General features: G+C 69.4%; 16 protein-coding genes and 1 tRNA gene. 6 read left to right on the top strand and 11 right to left on the bottom strand.

Annotated elements, in window-relative coordinates:
• Positions 1-83: 83 nt before the first annotated feature.
• Positions 84-572 (bottom strand): GatB/YqeY domain-containing protein, encoded by a 489-nt coding sequence (locus tag ESZ52_RS02035; protein ID WP_131103470.1) that lies wholly within the window; start codon positions 570-572, stop codon positions 84-86.
• Positions 573-800: 228 nt separating this feature from the next.
• On the opposite strand from ESZ52_RS02035, the gene ESZ52_RS02030 reads away from it, so the two are divergent.
• Positions 801-1799, top strand: a complete 999-nt coding sequence (locus tag ESZ52_RS02030; protein WP_131103469.1) for a metallophosphoesterase — start codon at positions 801-803, stop codon at positions 1797-1799.
• On the opposite strand, the gene ESZ52_RS02025 is transcribed toward ESZ52_RS02030, so the two are convergent.
• Positions 1690-3138, bottom strand: coding sequence for an AAA family ATPase (locus ESZ52_RS02025; RefSeq protein ID WP_131103468.1), 1449 nt, complete (start codon positions 3136-3138; stop codon positions 1690-1692). The two genes, ESZ52_RS02030 and ESZ52_RS02025, sit on opposite strands and share 110 nt — an antisense overlap.
• Before the next feature lie 136 nt (positions 3139-3274).
• On the opposite strand from ESZ52_RS02025, the gene ESZ52_RS02020 reads away from it, so the two are divergent.
• Both ESZ52_RS02020 and ESZ52_RS02015 read left to right on the top strand, forming a co-directional pair.
• Positions 3275-3351 (top strand) — tRNA-Pro (locus tag ESZ52_RS02020).
• Positions 3352-4113: 762 nt separating this feature from the next.
• On the top strand, positions 4114-4455 hold the full coding sequence (locus ESZ52_RS02015) for a histone-like nucleoid-structuring protein Lsr2 (RefSeq protein ID WP_181009799.1): 342 nt from the start codon (positions 4114-4116) through the stop codon (positions 4453-4455).
• Between the two features lie 242 nt (positions 4456-4697).
• Here ESZ52_RS02015 and ESZ52_RS20065 read toward each other — a convergent pair whose 3' ends face one another.
• The 3 genes from ESZ52_RS20065 to ESZ52_RS02000 all read right to left on the bottom strand — a co-directional run bounded on the left by ESZ52_RS20065 (position 4698) and on the right by ESZ52_RS02000 (position 7257).
• Complete coding sequence (locus ESZ52_RS20065; protein ID WP_181009798.1) at positions 4698-5213, bottom strand: MucR family transcriptional regulator; 516 nt, start codon at positions 5211-5213, stop codon at positions 4698-4700.
• Positions 5214-5278: 65 nt separating this feature from the next.
• Positions 5279-6748 (bottom strand): hypothetical protein, encoded by a 1470-nt coding sequence (locus ESZ52_RS02005; RefSeq protein WP_131103465.1) that lies wholly within the window; start codon positions 6746-6748, stop codon positions 5279-5281.
• A complete protein-coding gene (locus ESZ52_RS02000) occupies positions 6745-7257 on the bottom strand; it encodes a hypothetical protein (RefSeq protein ID WP_131103464.1) in 513 nt (170 codons plus the stop codon). The genes ESZ52_RS02005 and ESZ52_RS02000 overlap by 4 nt, the downstream gene beginning before the upstream one ends.
• 92 nt (positions 7258-7349) lie before the next feature.
• Between ESZ52_RS02000 and ESZ52_RS01995 the strand changes: the two genes are divergently transcribed.
• Positions 7350-8279 carry a M48 family metalloprotease gene (locus ESZ52_RS01995; protein WP_131103463.1) on the top strand — a complete coding sequence of 310 codons (930 nt, stop codon included), beginning with the start codon at positions 7350-7352 and terminating at the stop codon, positions 8277-8279.
• Here ESZ52_RS01995 and ESZ52_RS01990 read toward each other — a convergent pair.
• The 5 genes from ESZ52_RS01990 to ESZ52_RS01975 form a co-directional block, all read right to left on the bottom strand.
• Positions 8260-8487 carry a hypothetical protein gene (locus tag ESZ52_RS01990; RefSeq protein WP_131103462.1) on the bottom strand — a complete coding sequence of 76 codons (228 nt, stop codon included), beginning with the start codon at positions 8485-8487 and terminating at the stop codon, positions 8260-8262. The two genes, ESZ52_RS01995 and ESZ52_RS01990, sit on opposite strands and share 20 nt — an antisense overlap.
• Complete coding sequence (locus ESZ52_RS01985) at positions 8484-8972, bottom strand: hypothetical protein (protein WP_131103461.1); 489 nt, start codon at positions 8970-8972, stop codon at positions 8484-8486. Before ESZ52_RS01985 ends, ESZ52_RS01990 begins: the two co-directional genes overlap by 4 nt.
• A gap of 95 nt (positions 8973-9067) precedes the next feature.
• Positions 9068-9772, bottom strand: a complete 705-nt coding sequence (locus ESZ52_RS01980) for a hypothetical protein (protein WP_131103460.1) — start codon at positions 9770-9772, stop codon at positions 9068-9070.
• Positions 9765-9920 (bottom strand): hypothetical protein, encoded by a 156-nt coding sequence (locus ESZ52_RS19070; protein WP_181009797.1) that lies wholly within the window; start codon positions 9918-9920, stop codon positions 9765-9767. The genes ESZ52_RS01980 and ESZ52_RS19070 overlap by 8 nt, the downstream gene beginning before the upstream one ends.
• 86 nt (positions 9921-10006) lie before the next feature.
• Positions 10007-10666: a hypothetical protein gene (locus tag ESZ52_RS01975; RefSeq protein ID WP_131103459.1), complete on the bottom strand. Its 660-nt coding sequence runs from the start codon at positions 10664-10666 to the stop codon at positions 10007-10009.
• A gap of 1137 nt (positions 10667-11803) precedes the next feature.
• Here ESZ52_RS01975 and ESZ52_RS01970 point away from each other — a divergent pair.
• Positions 11804-12490 carry a helix-turn-helix domain-containing protein gene (locus ESZ52_RS01970; RefSeq protein WP_202865397.1) on the top strand — a complete coding sequence of 229 codons (687 nt, stop codon included), beginning with the start codon at positions 11804-11806 and terminating at the stop codon, positions 12488-12490.
• Between the two features lie 157 nt (positions 12491-12647).
• Entirely contained in the window at positions 12648-12866 is a 219-nt protein-coding gene (locus tag ESZ52_RS01965; RefSeq protein WP_131103458.1) for a hypothetical protein, read from the top strand.
• 230 nt (positions 12867-13096) lie between these two features.
• Here the strand turns inward: ESZ52_RS01965 and ESZ52_RS01960 are convergent, their stop codons facing one another.
• Complete coding sequence (locus ESZ52_RS01960; protein WP_131103457.1) at positions 13097-13387, bottom strand: hypothetical protein; 291 nt, start codon at positions 13385-13387, stop codon at positions 13097-13099.
• Positions 13388-13563 lie beyond the last annotated feature (176 nt).

The raw sequence follows: 13563 nt of genomic DNA, 5'->3' as shown, positions 1-13563 counted from the left end.
GACGCGTCTGCTGAGTGCCGCGGCGAAGGGCGCGGGTGCACCGGCACCCGCGCCCTTCGTCGCGGCGTCGTCGTCGGACCCGCTCAGCCGGCGAGCGCCCGCTTGACGATCGCGGCGACCCGGCCGCCCTCGGCCCGCCCGGCGATGCGCGGCTGCAGCACCTTCATCACCTGGCCCATCCCCCGCATGTCGCTGGCCCCGCTCTCCGCGACGGCCTCGCGCACCAGGGTCTCGAGATCCTCGTCGGACAGCTGCGCGGGCAGGTACTCCTCCAGCACCGCCAGCTCGGCCTCCTCGGCCTCCGCCAGCTCGGGCCGGCGCGCCTGCCGGTAGGCCTCTGCGGCCTCCCTGCGCTTCTTGCCCTCCTTGGTCACCACCCGCAGCACCTCCTCCTCGGACAGCTCCCGGTGCTCCTTGCCTGCGACCTCCTCGTTGGTGATCGAGGTCAGCGCCATCCGCAGGGTGCCCGCCCGCACCCGGTCCTTGCTGCGCATCGCCTCGGTGAGGTGCGCCTGCAGGGTCGCCTTCAGTCCGGTCTGCCCCGTCGTCTCGGTTCGCGTCTGCTCGCTCATCCCCCCAGTCTCCCACCCCAGCCGCTCCCCCTCCCCCACGACAGAACACGCAAGAGGGCCCGACAGAACACGTGCCAAGGCCCGACAGGACACGTGCCAAGGCCCGGCAGAACACGCAAGAAGCCGCGACAGGACACGTGCCAAAGGCCCGACAGAACACGCGGATCGCCTGCCAGAACCCCTGGCCCCCAGAGCACCGCGGCCCGTCCGCCTGCGAGGATCGGGCCCATGACTTCTGCGGCATGGCGCACGCTCGGCCTGGGTACGGGCGCGGCAGCGGGTGCCGCGGCCTACGCGACGTGGGTCGAGCCGCGGTGGTTCGCGCTGCGCCGCCGTGCGGTGCCGTGCCTGCCGCCGGGCTCACCCAGCCTGCGCGTGCTGCACCTGTCCGACCTGCACCTGGTGCCGAGCCAGGAGCGCAAACGGTCGTGGGTGCGAGGGCTGGCCAGCCTCGAGCCGGACCTCGTGCTGCACACGGGCGACCACCTCGCTGCGATGGACGCCGTCCCGGCGGCCCTGGAGACCTACGGCGCTCTTCTGGACCGTCCCGGGGCATTCGTGCTCGGCTCCAACGACTACTACCCACCCACCCGCAAGAACCCGCTGCGCTACCTCACCCGCTCGCACAAGAAGGGCGCCGACCTCACGCCGCTGGTCCTCCCCACCCACGATCTGGTCGACGGGCTCACCGACCGGGGCTGGATCGACCTGACCCACCGACGCACCCTGCTCGACGTCCGCGGCATACCCCTAGAACTGGTCGGCACCGATGACGCCCACCTGGAACGCCACGACTACGCCTCCGTCTCCGCGCCCGCTTCCCCCGACGCCGCGCTGACCGTGGGGGTGACGCACGCCCCCTACCAGCGGGTCCTGGACGCCATGGCCGCCGACGGTGCCGGTCTGCTCATCGCCGGGCACACCCACGGCGGGCAGCTGCGGGTGCCCGGGTATGGAGCGCTCGTCACCAACTGCGACCTGGACACCTCCCGGGCCCGGGGACTGTCGCGCTGGTGGCCAGGTGCCGGGTCGACCCCCTCCTCGCTGGCCCCTCCCGGGGCCGCCTGGATGCACGTCTCCGCCGGCCTCGGCGGCAACCCCTACACGCCGTTCCGGTTCAGCTGTCGTCCGGAGGCCACTCTGCTGACGCTGACGGCGCGTCCCACGCAGGAGCGGTCTCGTCCGCAGGACCAGGCCCGCGCGAGCGACCCAGCAGCACGCGGGTGAGCTCCTCCTGCCCCTGGAGCAGCCCGTCCAGGGCCGAGCGGAGGTGCGCATCATCCGGGTCGACACCCTCCACGGCCGCCTCCAGCACCGCGCGGCGCATCAGCTCCTTCATGAACGACGCGGTCATGCCTGCGGACCGCTCAGCCGCCTCAGCCATCACCTCCTCGCCGTAGTCGACGTCACCGCGGTAGAGGTCGAGCAGCCGCCGCCGTCCCTCCGCGTCCGGGAGCGGCACCTCCACGGCCAGGTCGACCCGGCCAGGCCGCTGCACCAGGGCGCGCTCCAACGACTCAGCCCGGTTCGTGGTGAGCAGGAAGGTCACGTCGGCGTCCGCGTCGAGCCCGTCCATGGCGTCCAGCACCTCGAACAGGAGCGGCCGGCCCGACGGACCCATCCCACGGTCCTCCGCGACCAGGTCGCAGTCCTCGAGCACGACGATGGCCGGCTGCAGCGCACGGGCCAGGCTGGCGGCCAGGGAGATGAAGGCCAACGACTCGCCGGCCAGGACCACCACGGTATGCCGTGGGTTGCGGCTGATGAGGTGCCGCACCGTGTGCGTCTTGCCGGTGCCGGGCGGGCCGTGGAGCAGGAGACCTCGTTTGAGGTGCTGCCCGTGCCGTCGGAGCACCTCGGCGTGCTCGGCGATGCCGCTGACGTGGGCGACGATCCGCTCCAGCGACTGCGCCGGCAGGATGACCTGGTCGGCGTTCACGTCGGGCCGGGGCAGGAAGGTGACGCCCTGGCTCTCGGGGCCGTAGCCGCTCGACTCGAACGACACGACCTGTCCCCGTAGCACGCTGTGCTCGACCGACAGCTCGCGCGCCTCGTCGAGCAGCGCCACCGAGACCTCGCCGTCGGGGCACATCACCTCCACCGTGCCCTTGTCCTGCCCGTAACGCGGGTTGGCCCGGCGCTGGAAGACCCCCACCGGTTGATCGGCATACCGGAACAGCCGCATGCCGAAGCCGATGGCCCTGCGCCGCTCCTCCGGCCCGACCGGGACCGAGTAGTAGTCGACCTGACCGACGGGGAAGCGACCGTGCGTGCCGGCGACGAAGTCGGTGAGCGTCTGGTGGTAGCGCATGTCACCACCCCCGATGCCCAGCTCGCGCGCGTCCGGGTCGCGGCTCGCGAGGAGCGCCAACGCGGTGTCCCAGTCGGCATAGCGGTGGTTCATCACCTCCTCGGTCACCACCGCGAACGCTCCTGCCGGGCCGCCGAGGTGCTCGCCGACCACGTCGGCGAACCGCTCACCATCACCGTCACCCATCACCCGGTGCGCCATCTCGGCGATCTCCCGGAAGGCCCTCATGAAGGCCGGCACGTCCTCGTCCGTCATGGGAGCAACCTAGCGGGCCCCTCCGACACCCCCCTGGAACCTGCGGCCACCCTGTCGACCGGAACGCATTTAGGTCAGCCCGGCGACGTGGGTTATCCTTGCGGACGCTGCCTGGTCCACTGGACCGGGTCTGCCACGGGGTGTGGCGCAGCTTGGTAGCGCGCTTCGTTCGGGACGAAGAGGCCGCAGGTTCAAATCCTGTCACCCCGACCACTAGGATACCGGCCCTGACCTGCGGAAACGCAGTCAGGGCCGGTTTTCGTTGTCCCGAGTGGGCATAACTGGGGCATAACTGGGTCGGCTGCGGCCATGAATGACCCCCGCGAGGCGGCAACCTCCGGGGGTCGGACGACAGCAAAGTGGGTGCTGACGTGGCTCCTATCCTAGCCGCCATCGCTCCGCCCGTGAAGGGCGTAGAGCCCCTCCCTTCGGTGCCACCGACCTCCCGTCCTGCCCCGCCCCTCGGCACGCGCGCAAGGAGGCCGGCCATGAGGTAGCTACTAACCGCAGGACGCGGCGCTGGACACGGCCTCAGCCGCGTGAACAAAACGACGACGCCCCGGTGATTGATCTCCAGGCCTGTGAACCGGCACGGGCCGCCTCCCGCGCAGCAGTGCACGGCTCACGGTGGGTTGCGACCAGCTCGCTCTCGTTTCGAGGGCGGGCCGTTCGGCGTGGGTTGGAATCAACGCGAGGTTGGCCTTTGGGGGGGATTCCCATAAGTGTGCCTTGGACAGGTCACCGGGCTCCCCGCTGTCACACTCCCGACCCACGTGTCTGCTGGGGTGACTCAGCCGTCAGTCAGCGGGGGCGCGGGTCTGCGGAGCTTGCGGTCAAGTCCGTCTCCCGTGAATCCCGGGTTGCGGTCGGGTCGCTCGCTCGGCGTGCATCTTGCCACATTTCCGCACCCTGCCCAGGCGATCGATGCCCGCGTAAGATGACGCGACCCAATCATCTGAACGTGTAGGAGCCATAGTGGCGCAGAAGGTGCAGACCATCCTTGTCTCGGACCTGTCCGGGGAGGAGCTCGGTGAGGGCGGCCAGACCGTCAAGTTCGGCTTCCTCGGCGCTGACTACGAGATCGACCTCTCTCAGAAGGAGGCCGACGACTTCGCCAACACCATCCAGAAGTACGTCGACGCCGGCCGTCGCGTCGGCGGACGTCGCCAGTCCGGACCCGGCAGCACCACCCGTCGTGACCCCTCGCAGACCAGGAACATCAAGTCGTGGCTGGACGCACAGGGTATCGAGTACCCCAATCGTGGCAGGCTCCCCCAGAACCTGATCGACCAGTGGGAAGCCGCCCACAAGTCCTGAGCAGGCGAGCAACCCCCGGTGGCCGCCGCCGCCGGGGGTTGTCGTATCTCCAGCAGCATCCGGCCCCGGAGGTGCAGCCGTCGAAGCGTCAGGCGATGCAAGTCCCAGCACGCTCAGGGAGCCTCACAAGATCCTTCCGGGCGTTCCGACGTCGTCACCCAGCTCCGTCCGGGTGTCGTAGATCACCGCGTGCTCGTTCATCAAGCAGCCACAATCGCTGACCTCCGGGTTGCCTCTCTACGTCAGCCCGGCGAGCGGCGGGCAGCCCGCGATGCTCGGTTGTGCCGAGAGGCGCAAGACCTTGTGCAGAACCGCCTCTTCCCCGGCGCCAGCAGCGGGCAGAACTGCACCCCGCACCATTCGCAGGCCACGACGATCCCGTGCCGTCTGAGGCCCCGGAGTCGCCGGGCAGTGTCCCTAATGGCTTCGAGGCCGGCCGGTGAGATAGCCGCTTCTCCGCGGCGCTGGGCCCGGCTGGCCCTGACCGGGTCACGGGAGGCCACGAAGGCGGGCTTGTCCGCAAGGGTCCGCCGCGCGTTGGCCACGACCGCTTCGCGGGTGGTGTCAGCGACGAGCCCCTTGCGGGGTAGCCCGTGCTGCTCCCGGTACTGGTCCGCCGTTATCCCGTGGCCCCGCCAGGCGTGCAGGCCGAGGTGCGCGAACCGCCGTCCGCACTCGTGGCACAGCACCCCCTCGGGGTCACTGTCGACGATGCCGAAGTGTCCGAACCCATCAGGATCGCCTACCCGTGATGCCATGCGCCTATGGTGGCCCACTCTTTCGGCTGGTTCAGCCCTGGCGTCAACGACAACAGGCTCGCGGTTCATCGAGACAGGTGCAGGTCTCCCTCGCTCTGTGGCTTCGCTGCCAAGCTCGCGTGTTCGTGCCTCTTACCGGCGGCGAGCCTGCTCGCCGAGCTGAGGGGACGCGTCGAGCTCGTGGGGAGGGACGTGGCGGCCTTCCGGCGGTCGCTGACCGTCAAGGTCGATCGCAGCGACGCTCTCGACGCCAGGGCGGCCCGCCGGCCGGCGTCTTCCCCGCCATTTCGGATGCCGTCCGGGATCGGGATAGCCCGCTTCAGGAGTACGTCGCGCGGTGCCACGATCGTGTCCTGACTCGGAAGTGCTCCCGGTCCGTCGTCTGCTGAGATGGCTCGCGCGCTGTTGTTGGCTGCTCGGGCGTCCACGAGCAGCGGGGCGTTCCGGGCTGCCTCGTGGAACACGCTGGCCACGCCGGCCATGGTGGCGTGGAACCGAAACAGCGACCTCACCAGAGATTCCCCGTCTACACGCCCGCTCATGTCCTCGGCCGAGGCGGCCATGCGCGTGGCCGCGGTGACCTCGCGCATCGAGTCGACCAGCTCCCAGCCTGCCTTGCTCAACACGAGAGGGCTCGAGTCGTGCGGGTGCGTGAGCTGCTGGAAGTGCTGATGGGCCTCGCCCCACCTCTCGATCATGGCGTCCAGGGCGGGACCGATCTCATTCTCGAACGTCCGCGGGTCAACCTGCCCGGACTCGACGGTAGCCCGCCACAGCGCGTGCACGTGCACGGATGCCTTGAAGGCTGCTCCAGCGACCCTGGTCATCGCGTGGGTCGTCGGTTCCCGGGTGAGTGCCCGTTGGGCGTAGACGTCCCAGGCCGCGATGGCGCCGGGGATCCTGGTGTCGTCCGCCGGCTCACGGTGTCTGCCGTCCAGCGCATGTGGGTAGTGCCCGTTGATGTAGGAGTGGGTGATCTGCTCGATGCCGAGGACCTGGTGCCGCAGCTCCTCAGCGGTGACCCGGTGCACCCGCAGACGGGGGTCGCCCTTCTCCTCTACCGCGGTCTGGGCAAGACCTACGGAGACGGCATGAGAAGCGACGTAGAGGGTGTGCATGATGTTGACGCGCGCGGCGAAGGAGTCGCGCAGCTGGGCGTCGGTCCACCGGTTCGGCTCGCGGCGCTCGATGACGCCGCTGCGGGTGATCAGTGCGGCAGCCTCGGTGAACAACTGGCCGATCTCCTGCAGGCTGGGGTCGACATCGATCCCACCACCGGCCCAACGGTGCAGCGTCCTGGCTGATCGCTCAAGCTGGTCGATGACCGGCCTGCCGTTACCGGGCAGGTCCGAGCGTTGCGGGAGCTGGTGCCACAGTTCGCTGGCTCCTTCGACGATCTCGCCCCAGGCCCGGAGCATCGCCCGACCGTCCCGGTGTGGTGCCTCATACAGGAGGTCGCGGGCCAGGACGTTGGCGCGGTCCATCAGCTCTCCGGCGCTGGGCGGGTAGATCGTGGGCTGGCGTCGCCGGCTCATGAGAACTCCCCCACCGTCTCGATGAGGAGGTCGACGACCGACACGATGCCGGGGGGAAAGTGGTGGACCGGTGCTGTCCGGCTCAGCTCCTCCGCACGACGGGCCAGTTCGACGGGATCGGCTCCGTCCGCGCCCGGCCGATCCAGGAGCGCATCTCGGTGAGACTCCGGGACCAGGTGGAACACCAGGTCGCGGGCGTACGTCAGGTTGTTCGCCAGCGCCACCGTGTCCAGGTCGCGGCTCTGGTGAGCCCGCCGGTCGGCCTCGCTGCCCGCCTGCCACAGCAGCTGGTGCATGTGCACCAGGACCCGGGCGGCTTCGGGTGTCGTGTCGCTCATGTGGTCGATCTCCTTCGGTTTGGCCGTTCCGGACGGCGTCCGGTTCATGGCTACGTGGTTGGGGAGCGGCTCGGGCCTGTTGCTGCCATTTCTGGGGAGGAGCGGCCGGACGGGCCGGCCTGTGGACAACCCTTTTGCCTTGTCGGTGTCGACGTGCAGGCTGCTGTTCATGCCCCCTAAAGCGGGGGACCAAAGGCCTGGGACTCACCGATCCGAAATCAGCTGCCGGAAAAGCGGCAGTGGGTCGCTTGGGAGGTGGCGCGATGACACTGGGCAGAGCGCGGCGGGCACGGGCGCGCGCACTGGTCGTGCCGATGCTGATGAGTGCCCCGATGTGGTTGGTCGTCGGTGAGCTGACGCTGGGCTGGTACGACCCCGTCCGCCACCTGGGGCGGTACGGTCCCGCGGTCCTGACGCTGGTGGTCCTGCTCCTGCTGGCCGCGGCCGCCGACACCGGGCCAGGCGAGAGATGGCTGGCCCGCCTCGTCCTGCGCGCACGCGCACCCCGGCTCCACCAGCGGCACACGTTGGCGCCGGTGGCCCAGGTCCTGCTGCGACACGGCATCCCCCCGCAGCGGCTCGAGCTGCTGGTCGGTCCCGGCCAGCAGGTCGACGTCACCGCGCTCGGCCGGCGCACCGTGGTGGTGAGCAGGGGTTTGATCGACGCGCTCTGGTCAGGGCAGCTGCGACCACAGCAAGCGGCGGCGGTCATCACGCACGAGGTCGGGGTGATGCGCTCCGGGCTGACCCGTCACGACCCAGCCATCATGGTCCTGCTGGCCCCGTGGACGGTCTGGATCACGTGGATCGCCATCATGTGGGGCATCGCTGCGGCCTTCCTGAGCCACCGGGTGATGGTGGCGTGCCTGGTCATCCACGCCGGCGTGGGTATCTGGCTGGGAGCCACCGAGGACCCTGCCATGTACGTCTCGACCGTCGTCATGGCTGTGGTGCTCACCACCTGGTGGGCCATCCGGTCCTGGGACCGTGCCCGTGCCCAGGTCGGTGACCAGTACCTCCTGCAGCACGACCTGGCCGGGGTCTACGCCGACCTGCTGACGGCGACCTTCACCGACGACTACACCCGCGACCGCGCGGTGCGGCTGCGGCATCCGCAGCTGCAGCCCGGGCCCCCGGTCGTCGGTGACGGTCCGCCGGTGGCGAGTGCCGAGCTCAGTACGACGGGCCGCTGAGAGTGGTGTTCCCTGCGTCACGCCGTTCTCGGCCGGCGCTCTCCCTGACCAGCTCCTGGTGCTCCCGGTGCGCCTGCGCTTCCTGGAGCCGCCGGGCGTTCTCGAGGTCCTCGGCGCGTGCGGCGTCCTGCGTGCGCGCGGCACGCTGGGCCTCCAGCGCGGCTCTTGCGGCGTGAGCGGAGCGGTGGTCGGTCGGGGGACTCTTCATCGTGGATCTCCTTCGATGCTTGCGCCGGTGTCAGGCACCAGGCGCAGGTGTGGTCGGTGGTCACCGGTCGAAGCGGGACCGCCCTCCCCTGGCTGGGTGGTGCGCAGGAGTCGTGTCGCGTCCAGGAGGGCGCTGCAGGCGACGCGCAGGAAGCGCCGTGACGCGCCCAGGGAGGTGTCCACCGTCGCCATAAACTGCTCGCCGCGGCACAGGCCTGAGGACGCCGGGCTCATCGCATGCACCGTCGCGTGCAGCGAGGACGCCGCTGTTGCCACGGCCAGCGTCACCGGAGAGATGGCGATCCGCGCGACCCCGGGACGCCGTTCGAGATCTCGCACCCGGGCCAGCAGCCAGGCGGCCTCCGAGGCTGCGTCGCGCACCTGGTGCCGCAACAGGCCGGCCTGGTCGAGGACCACCTGGGCGGCCACCTGCTCCCGCACGGCATGCGCTCCCCAGCGTTCCAGCTCGTCCTGGCAGGTCGACACCGCAATGTGCAGACCGTTCAGTCGTTCCTCCAGTCGTTCAACCAGGCCGTCAGGTGGAGACCCTGCAATCGGGGAGGCTACGAGGGGCATGCCGGTCATCGCTGCATCGATGGCCCGGGGGTGGACTCGCGGGAGGGTTCTCGGTGGGTGCGCATCCGTTCCCGGGCTGCCTGCGCGATGACGTCGACGTCCCGCGACGCCTGGATGGCCACGCCCTGCGCGCGGTCGAGCTCCTGGTCGACGTACCGACCGTCTGAGTAGGCGGCCAGGAGAGAACCGGAGACCAAGGTGGGATCGGGCCCGGTCCGGTCCCGGCCGGGGCGCGGCAGAGACTGGCGGGCGCGGTCTGCTTCGGCCCCCAGCCGTTCGCTGGCGCGCTGGATCACCGGTCGGGTCGTCTCCAGGTCTTCCTGCAGCGAGATGAGCTGGCGACGCAGCCGGCCAGTATCGATCTGCTCGCGGGTGCTGCCCGGGTGCAGACCGTCGACCATCACCACCGCGGCCTTCAGGTTGGCCACCGCGCGTGAGGTCCGACGGTCCACACCCAGGCCGGCCTCGCCGGCCTCCTCGCAGGCGCCCGCGAACGAGCGAAGTGCCTCACCCTGGCTCTCACGGTCCATGCTCTTGACCCGGTCCTGCTGGACCCCCTCGACCAGGGACAGCCAGGACCGTGCGTCATTCGTGCTCTTGTCCATCTGCCGAAGCTGCTGGCGGGCATCCTGCAGGGCACGGTGGGTCTCGGCCAGGATCCACCGGGTGTCGGCGAGGTCATTCCTGGTGTCTGTGGTGATCTCACTCATGGGAACCGGTCACCCCCGGGTCGGTCAGGAGGTCATCGAGCTGCGCGGTGGCCTGGTCCAGCAGGTCGCCGACCCTGTCGGTGGCCGCCTGGGCCTCGCGCAGCTCCTCGGCGGCGGTGACGAGCCCATAGGTGTTCGGTTGTGTCATGGCAGTTGTCCCTTCTCTCGCACCGGGCTCATACGTGAACCCGCCTACTTACCAAAGCGGCCGAGGAGGCCCCTGGGTCTCACCTCTCACCGATCGACCCCTGGCGCGGGTGGACCGGCTCCACCACCCGGCAGGTCCCGGTGGGCCCTTATCCGTTCGCGTGCTGCCTGTCCCACGGGATCGATCGCCCCCAGCACGGTGCTGGTCTGGCTCGACACCCGGGAGACCACCTCATCAACCCGGTGCCCTTCCGTGGACGCCGCGCGCAGCGTGCGGTTCAGCAGGTCGGTGTGAACGGTCTCTACCGACCCCTTGGTCGGGGCGGACTCCCGCGCCGCGGCAGCGGACCTGAGCAGTGCAGCCTGGGTGCGCTCCAGCTCCACCCGTGCCTCCTCCAGCGACCGGTGCAAGCCCGTCGCGACATGCCGAAGACGCGCCTGGTCCTCCTGCTCCTGCTCGGTCCTTAGGTCGATCGCCTCGGCCCCCTGTCGCCCTGCGGTGAGAAACCGTTGCGCGGAAGCTAGCCGTTTCTGTGTGTCCTCGCCTTGGGCGGCCGCGGTCTCGCACTGGTCAGCGAATGCACGCAGCACGGCCCGCCGGTCTTCGGACGGTGGCCACTGGCCGCCGCGCTGCGCCCAGTCGACGTCCTCCAGCAGCCGGGACGCGCGAGCGAGCTCGTCCTGCATCGCCTGGACCCCGTCACGCGCCCCCACCAGGACCCGTCGGGACTCGGCCAGGGCATCCAATGACCGACCCCACCCTTCGGCCCGGTCAACCTGCCGGAGCCTGAGATTCTGGCTCTCACTCATCCGCGGACCGCCCCCTCCGGCTCGTCCTCCACCACTTCGCAGACGCTCACTTGGAGGCGGGGGCGGTGCTGGCAGACGCAGTGCCGCCACGGGTACTCCCGTCCCGCCTTGGAGTCGATGCAGTCCGCCGGCGTATGGGCGGGCCGGCACGGCTCGCAGATCATGGCCACCTCCTGGGTCAGGGGTGTCCGGCAACGGGCCAGACTCCCTATCCCCTAAAGCGGCGCAGGCGGGCTCAGGGACTCACTCGAAGCAGAGACGTTCCTCAGATGGCCGGACGCAGCTGCGAAGCAGGCAGCCGCACAGTCACCACCTGGTCCTCCTCAACCGCACACACCACCCAGGCCGCCCACCCATCAGGGGTGCTCTGCCAGCTGACCACCAACGCCTCCACCTCCGCAGCTCCCGGCTGCAGACGTGCCCACGCATGCCGTGTCCGTGAACGCGCCGGCGGGACAGGGGGGAGTGACAGAGCAATGGGGGAGGACGGTATGCCCGAGCCGCGGTCCGTGAGCGGCAACCCTGCGCCGCGTCGCCCGTACATGCCGCCCGCCATGAGAACAATCTAATCGAACTGGCGTTCGGGTGAGTCCTTCAGTTGGCGACGCCGTTGATCCACGCAGCCGGGTGTGGTGGACGCTAGGCACGGACCGCGCCGCTTCCCTCGCCACCCGGCACTCTGTGCTATTCGACACGATTCCGTCCATCACGGTTGAGTAATCAAGATTGCACCGCGCCCCACGCTTCCTGCTTACCCCGGCCTGACTGGCAGTCAACCTATCTATCACCATGATGCGACGACGACAGACGACGACGCTGCTGCTGTTCTGGTCGCAGCGGCAGCAGCATGTCTAGGGATCCCAGGAGGCGCGACACGCCCCGCGTGTCCGCCCCAAAACCGGACAGATGCTTTGTTACTATGACACCGGCTGGGAGAACTGCACCCTCAGCCCGGAAAGGCCCCGATCTCAGGACGGGGCCTTTAGCGTTCCCATCAGCACAAACAGCCCTCATCGGCCTACTCGCCCGCGAGTCCTCCGGCGCCCCTATCTGATGCACTGTCACGCTGCCACAGTGCGCGCGTACGAACTGGCCCGCGATCTCGACGTCACCAGCCGAGAGCTCCTCGCCTTCCTACGAGCCAGCAACCACGACGTGTGGAGCGCCCTCGAATCGCTCACTGATGAACAGGTGAGCCTGGCCCGCTCCCTGCACCCGGGCCTGATCAAGCGGGAGGCCGTTCCGCAGGCATGGCGCGAGCATCATGAATCCTTCGAGGACTGGTACGAGCACGACGATTGGGACGGTCGGCTAGTGCGTCACCCTCCCAGCCAGGTCATCTTCACCCGCGAGGCCGCTCACCTCGTCGGCGTCCGTCCCGCCACGATCCGACAGTGGGTCCGCCGGGGACACCTGAAACCGATGGGGCGCCTCGGCAACACTCACTCCTTCCGCGTTGAGGACGTCCGCGCCGCCGCCGCTGAGCGCCTGGCCCAGACTCGTTCGTTCCACTCCGACTGTGGTCCCCTGCAGGCCCACACCCTGACCCGCGGGACGCCTGACGTCGGTGCCCTGGTGCCGGCGAGAGTCGCAGCGGAGGTCGCCGGCGTGGCCCGCTCGACGGTCAGGTCCTGGATCAGGCGCGGCCATCTCCGTGTCCATGGTCGACGCGACCGTGAATCCCTCGTCCGTCTCGGCGATGTCCTGACTCGGGCCCGTGCGAGCGGTTACAGGCCGCGTCAGAAGAACCCGATGCCCTAGTTCCACTCCTCGGAGGGAGGTGTCCATTGAGACCTCCCTAGGCGCAGCTATGCCCTCTTCGCTTTCTATCCACCACTGATCTTCTGAAACCACTAGGCCCGGACGGCTTTTGTCCGGGCCTTTGTCATGCCCGGACACGGGCGGGAGGGAGCTTCCGATGAAGGAGCTCATCGACGTCACCGAGGTGCTGGTCGCCTCAGTGGACCCGGTAAAGACGGCGCTCACGGTGCTGGCGCTCTTGGTCATGCGCGTGGCCATCCGGCAGGTCGAGCGTCATCTGGATCACTGTCGTCAGCGGGAGTTGGTTCAGGACTTCGTCGCGCTGCGGGGTGCCCAGCGGCGCGATCTGATCCGGCTGCTTTCGGGCGGGATGTAGGACTGAAGTGACTTCCACTGTCTCGGCTCGGGCGCCGCCGGATGGCGCAGGTTGTCCCTGACGATCGCACTGGCCTGGTGCCCTTTCGCGATGCTGCGCATCGCCGTGGCGCGATGGGTCATGCCCTCGTGGCGGCGTTTACGCATGTTGATTCATGCCGGAGCAACGGCGCTACTCCGAGCATTGGCCAGCCGACGGGTCGCCCGGACTGTCGCCTGCCCGCGGTGCACCTACTCACCGCTCGTCTTCGGGCGTGCCGGTGCCTCGATGAGACGGTCAATCGCGGTGAACATGCCTACCGCGACCGGCAGCGTCGCTGCCACGCCGGCGATCCACGCCCACACGGTGTGCAGGTCCGTCCACTCGTGCGCCGCGCTGACGGCCATGGTCGCGGCCCCGGCCCAGGCTGCGAGGGTGAGTGCGCCGATCAGCAGCCACCGCACGACAGTGAGCGGGAGCTGCGTGGCGTCCCTGGGCGGTGGGGCCTCGGCGGCCGGTTCGATCCGGTCTAGGGTGGTCACGGCTGGCCTTTCTCTGTGCATCAGCGGGTCTGGTTTGCTTGACGGCTCGAGTCCTGACCGACTCGGGCCGTCCCCTTGTCCTGGAAGGTTGGGCGACCACCGGGTGTTGTGTCCACTACACTGGAGCGACGGGTTGACCCGCCAGTGACGCTTCCTCATCGATGGAGCTGGCGGAG

The sequence above is a fragment of the Ornithinimicrobium sufpigmenti genome, from assembly GCF_004322775.1.
GTDB classification, from domain to species: Bacteria; Actinomycetota; Actinomycetes; order Actinomycetales; family Dermatophilaceae; genus Ornithinicoccus; species Ornithinicoccus sufpigmenti.
This window is presented reverse-complemented; position numbering and strand designations above follow the sequence as displayed.

Coding starts and splice junctions, on each gene's coding strand:
- ESZ52_RS01995 (WP_131103463.1), top strand. CDS start 7,350: ATGACACTGGGCAGAGCGCGGCGGGCACGGGCGCGCGCACTGGTCGTG.
- ESZ52_RS01980 (WP_131103460.1), bottom strand. CDS start 9,772: ATGAGTGAGATCACCACAGACACCAGGAATGACCTCGCCGACACCCGG.
- ESZ52_RS02025 (WP_131103468.1), bottom strand. CDS start 3,138: ATGACGGACGAGGACGTGCCGGCCTTCATGAGGGCCTTCCGGGAGATC.
- ESZ52_RS20065 (WP_181009798.1), bottom strand. CDS start 5,213: ATGGCATCACGGGTAGGCGATCCTGATGGGTTCGGACACTTCGGCATC.
- ESZ52_RS19070 (WP_181009797.1), bottom strand. CDS start 9,920: ATGACACAACCGAACACCTATGGGCTCGTCACCGCCGCCGAGGAGCTG.
- ESZ52_RS02005 (WP_131103465.1), bottom strand. CDS start 6,748: ATGAGCCGGCGACGCCAGCCCACGATCTACCCGCCCAGCGCCGGAGAG.
- ESZ52_RS02035 (WP_131103470.1), bottom strand. CDS start 572: ATGAGCGAGCAGACGCGAACCGAGACGACGGGGCAGACCGGACTGAAG.
- ESZ52_RS02030 (WP_131103469.1), top strand. CDS start 801: ATGACTTCTGCGGCATGGCGCACGCTCGGCCTGGGTACGGGCGCGGCA.
- ESZ52_RS01965 (WP_131103458.1), top strand. CDS start 12,648: ATGAAGGAGCTCATCGACGTCACCGAGGTGCTGGTCGCCTCAGTGGAC.
- ESZ52_RS01990 (WP_131103462.1), bottom strand. CDS start 8,487: ATGAAGAGTCCCCCGACCGACCACCGCTCCGCTCACGCCGCAAGAGCC.
- ESZ52_RS02000 (WP_131103464.1), bottom strand. CDS start 7,257: ATGAACAGCAGCCTGCACGTCGACACCGACAAGGCAAAAGGGTTGTCC.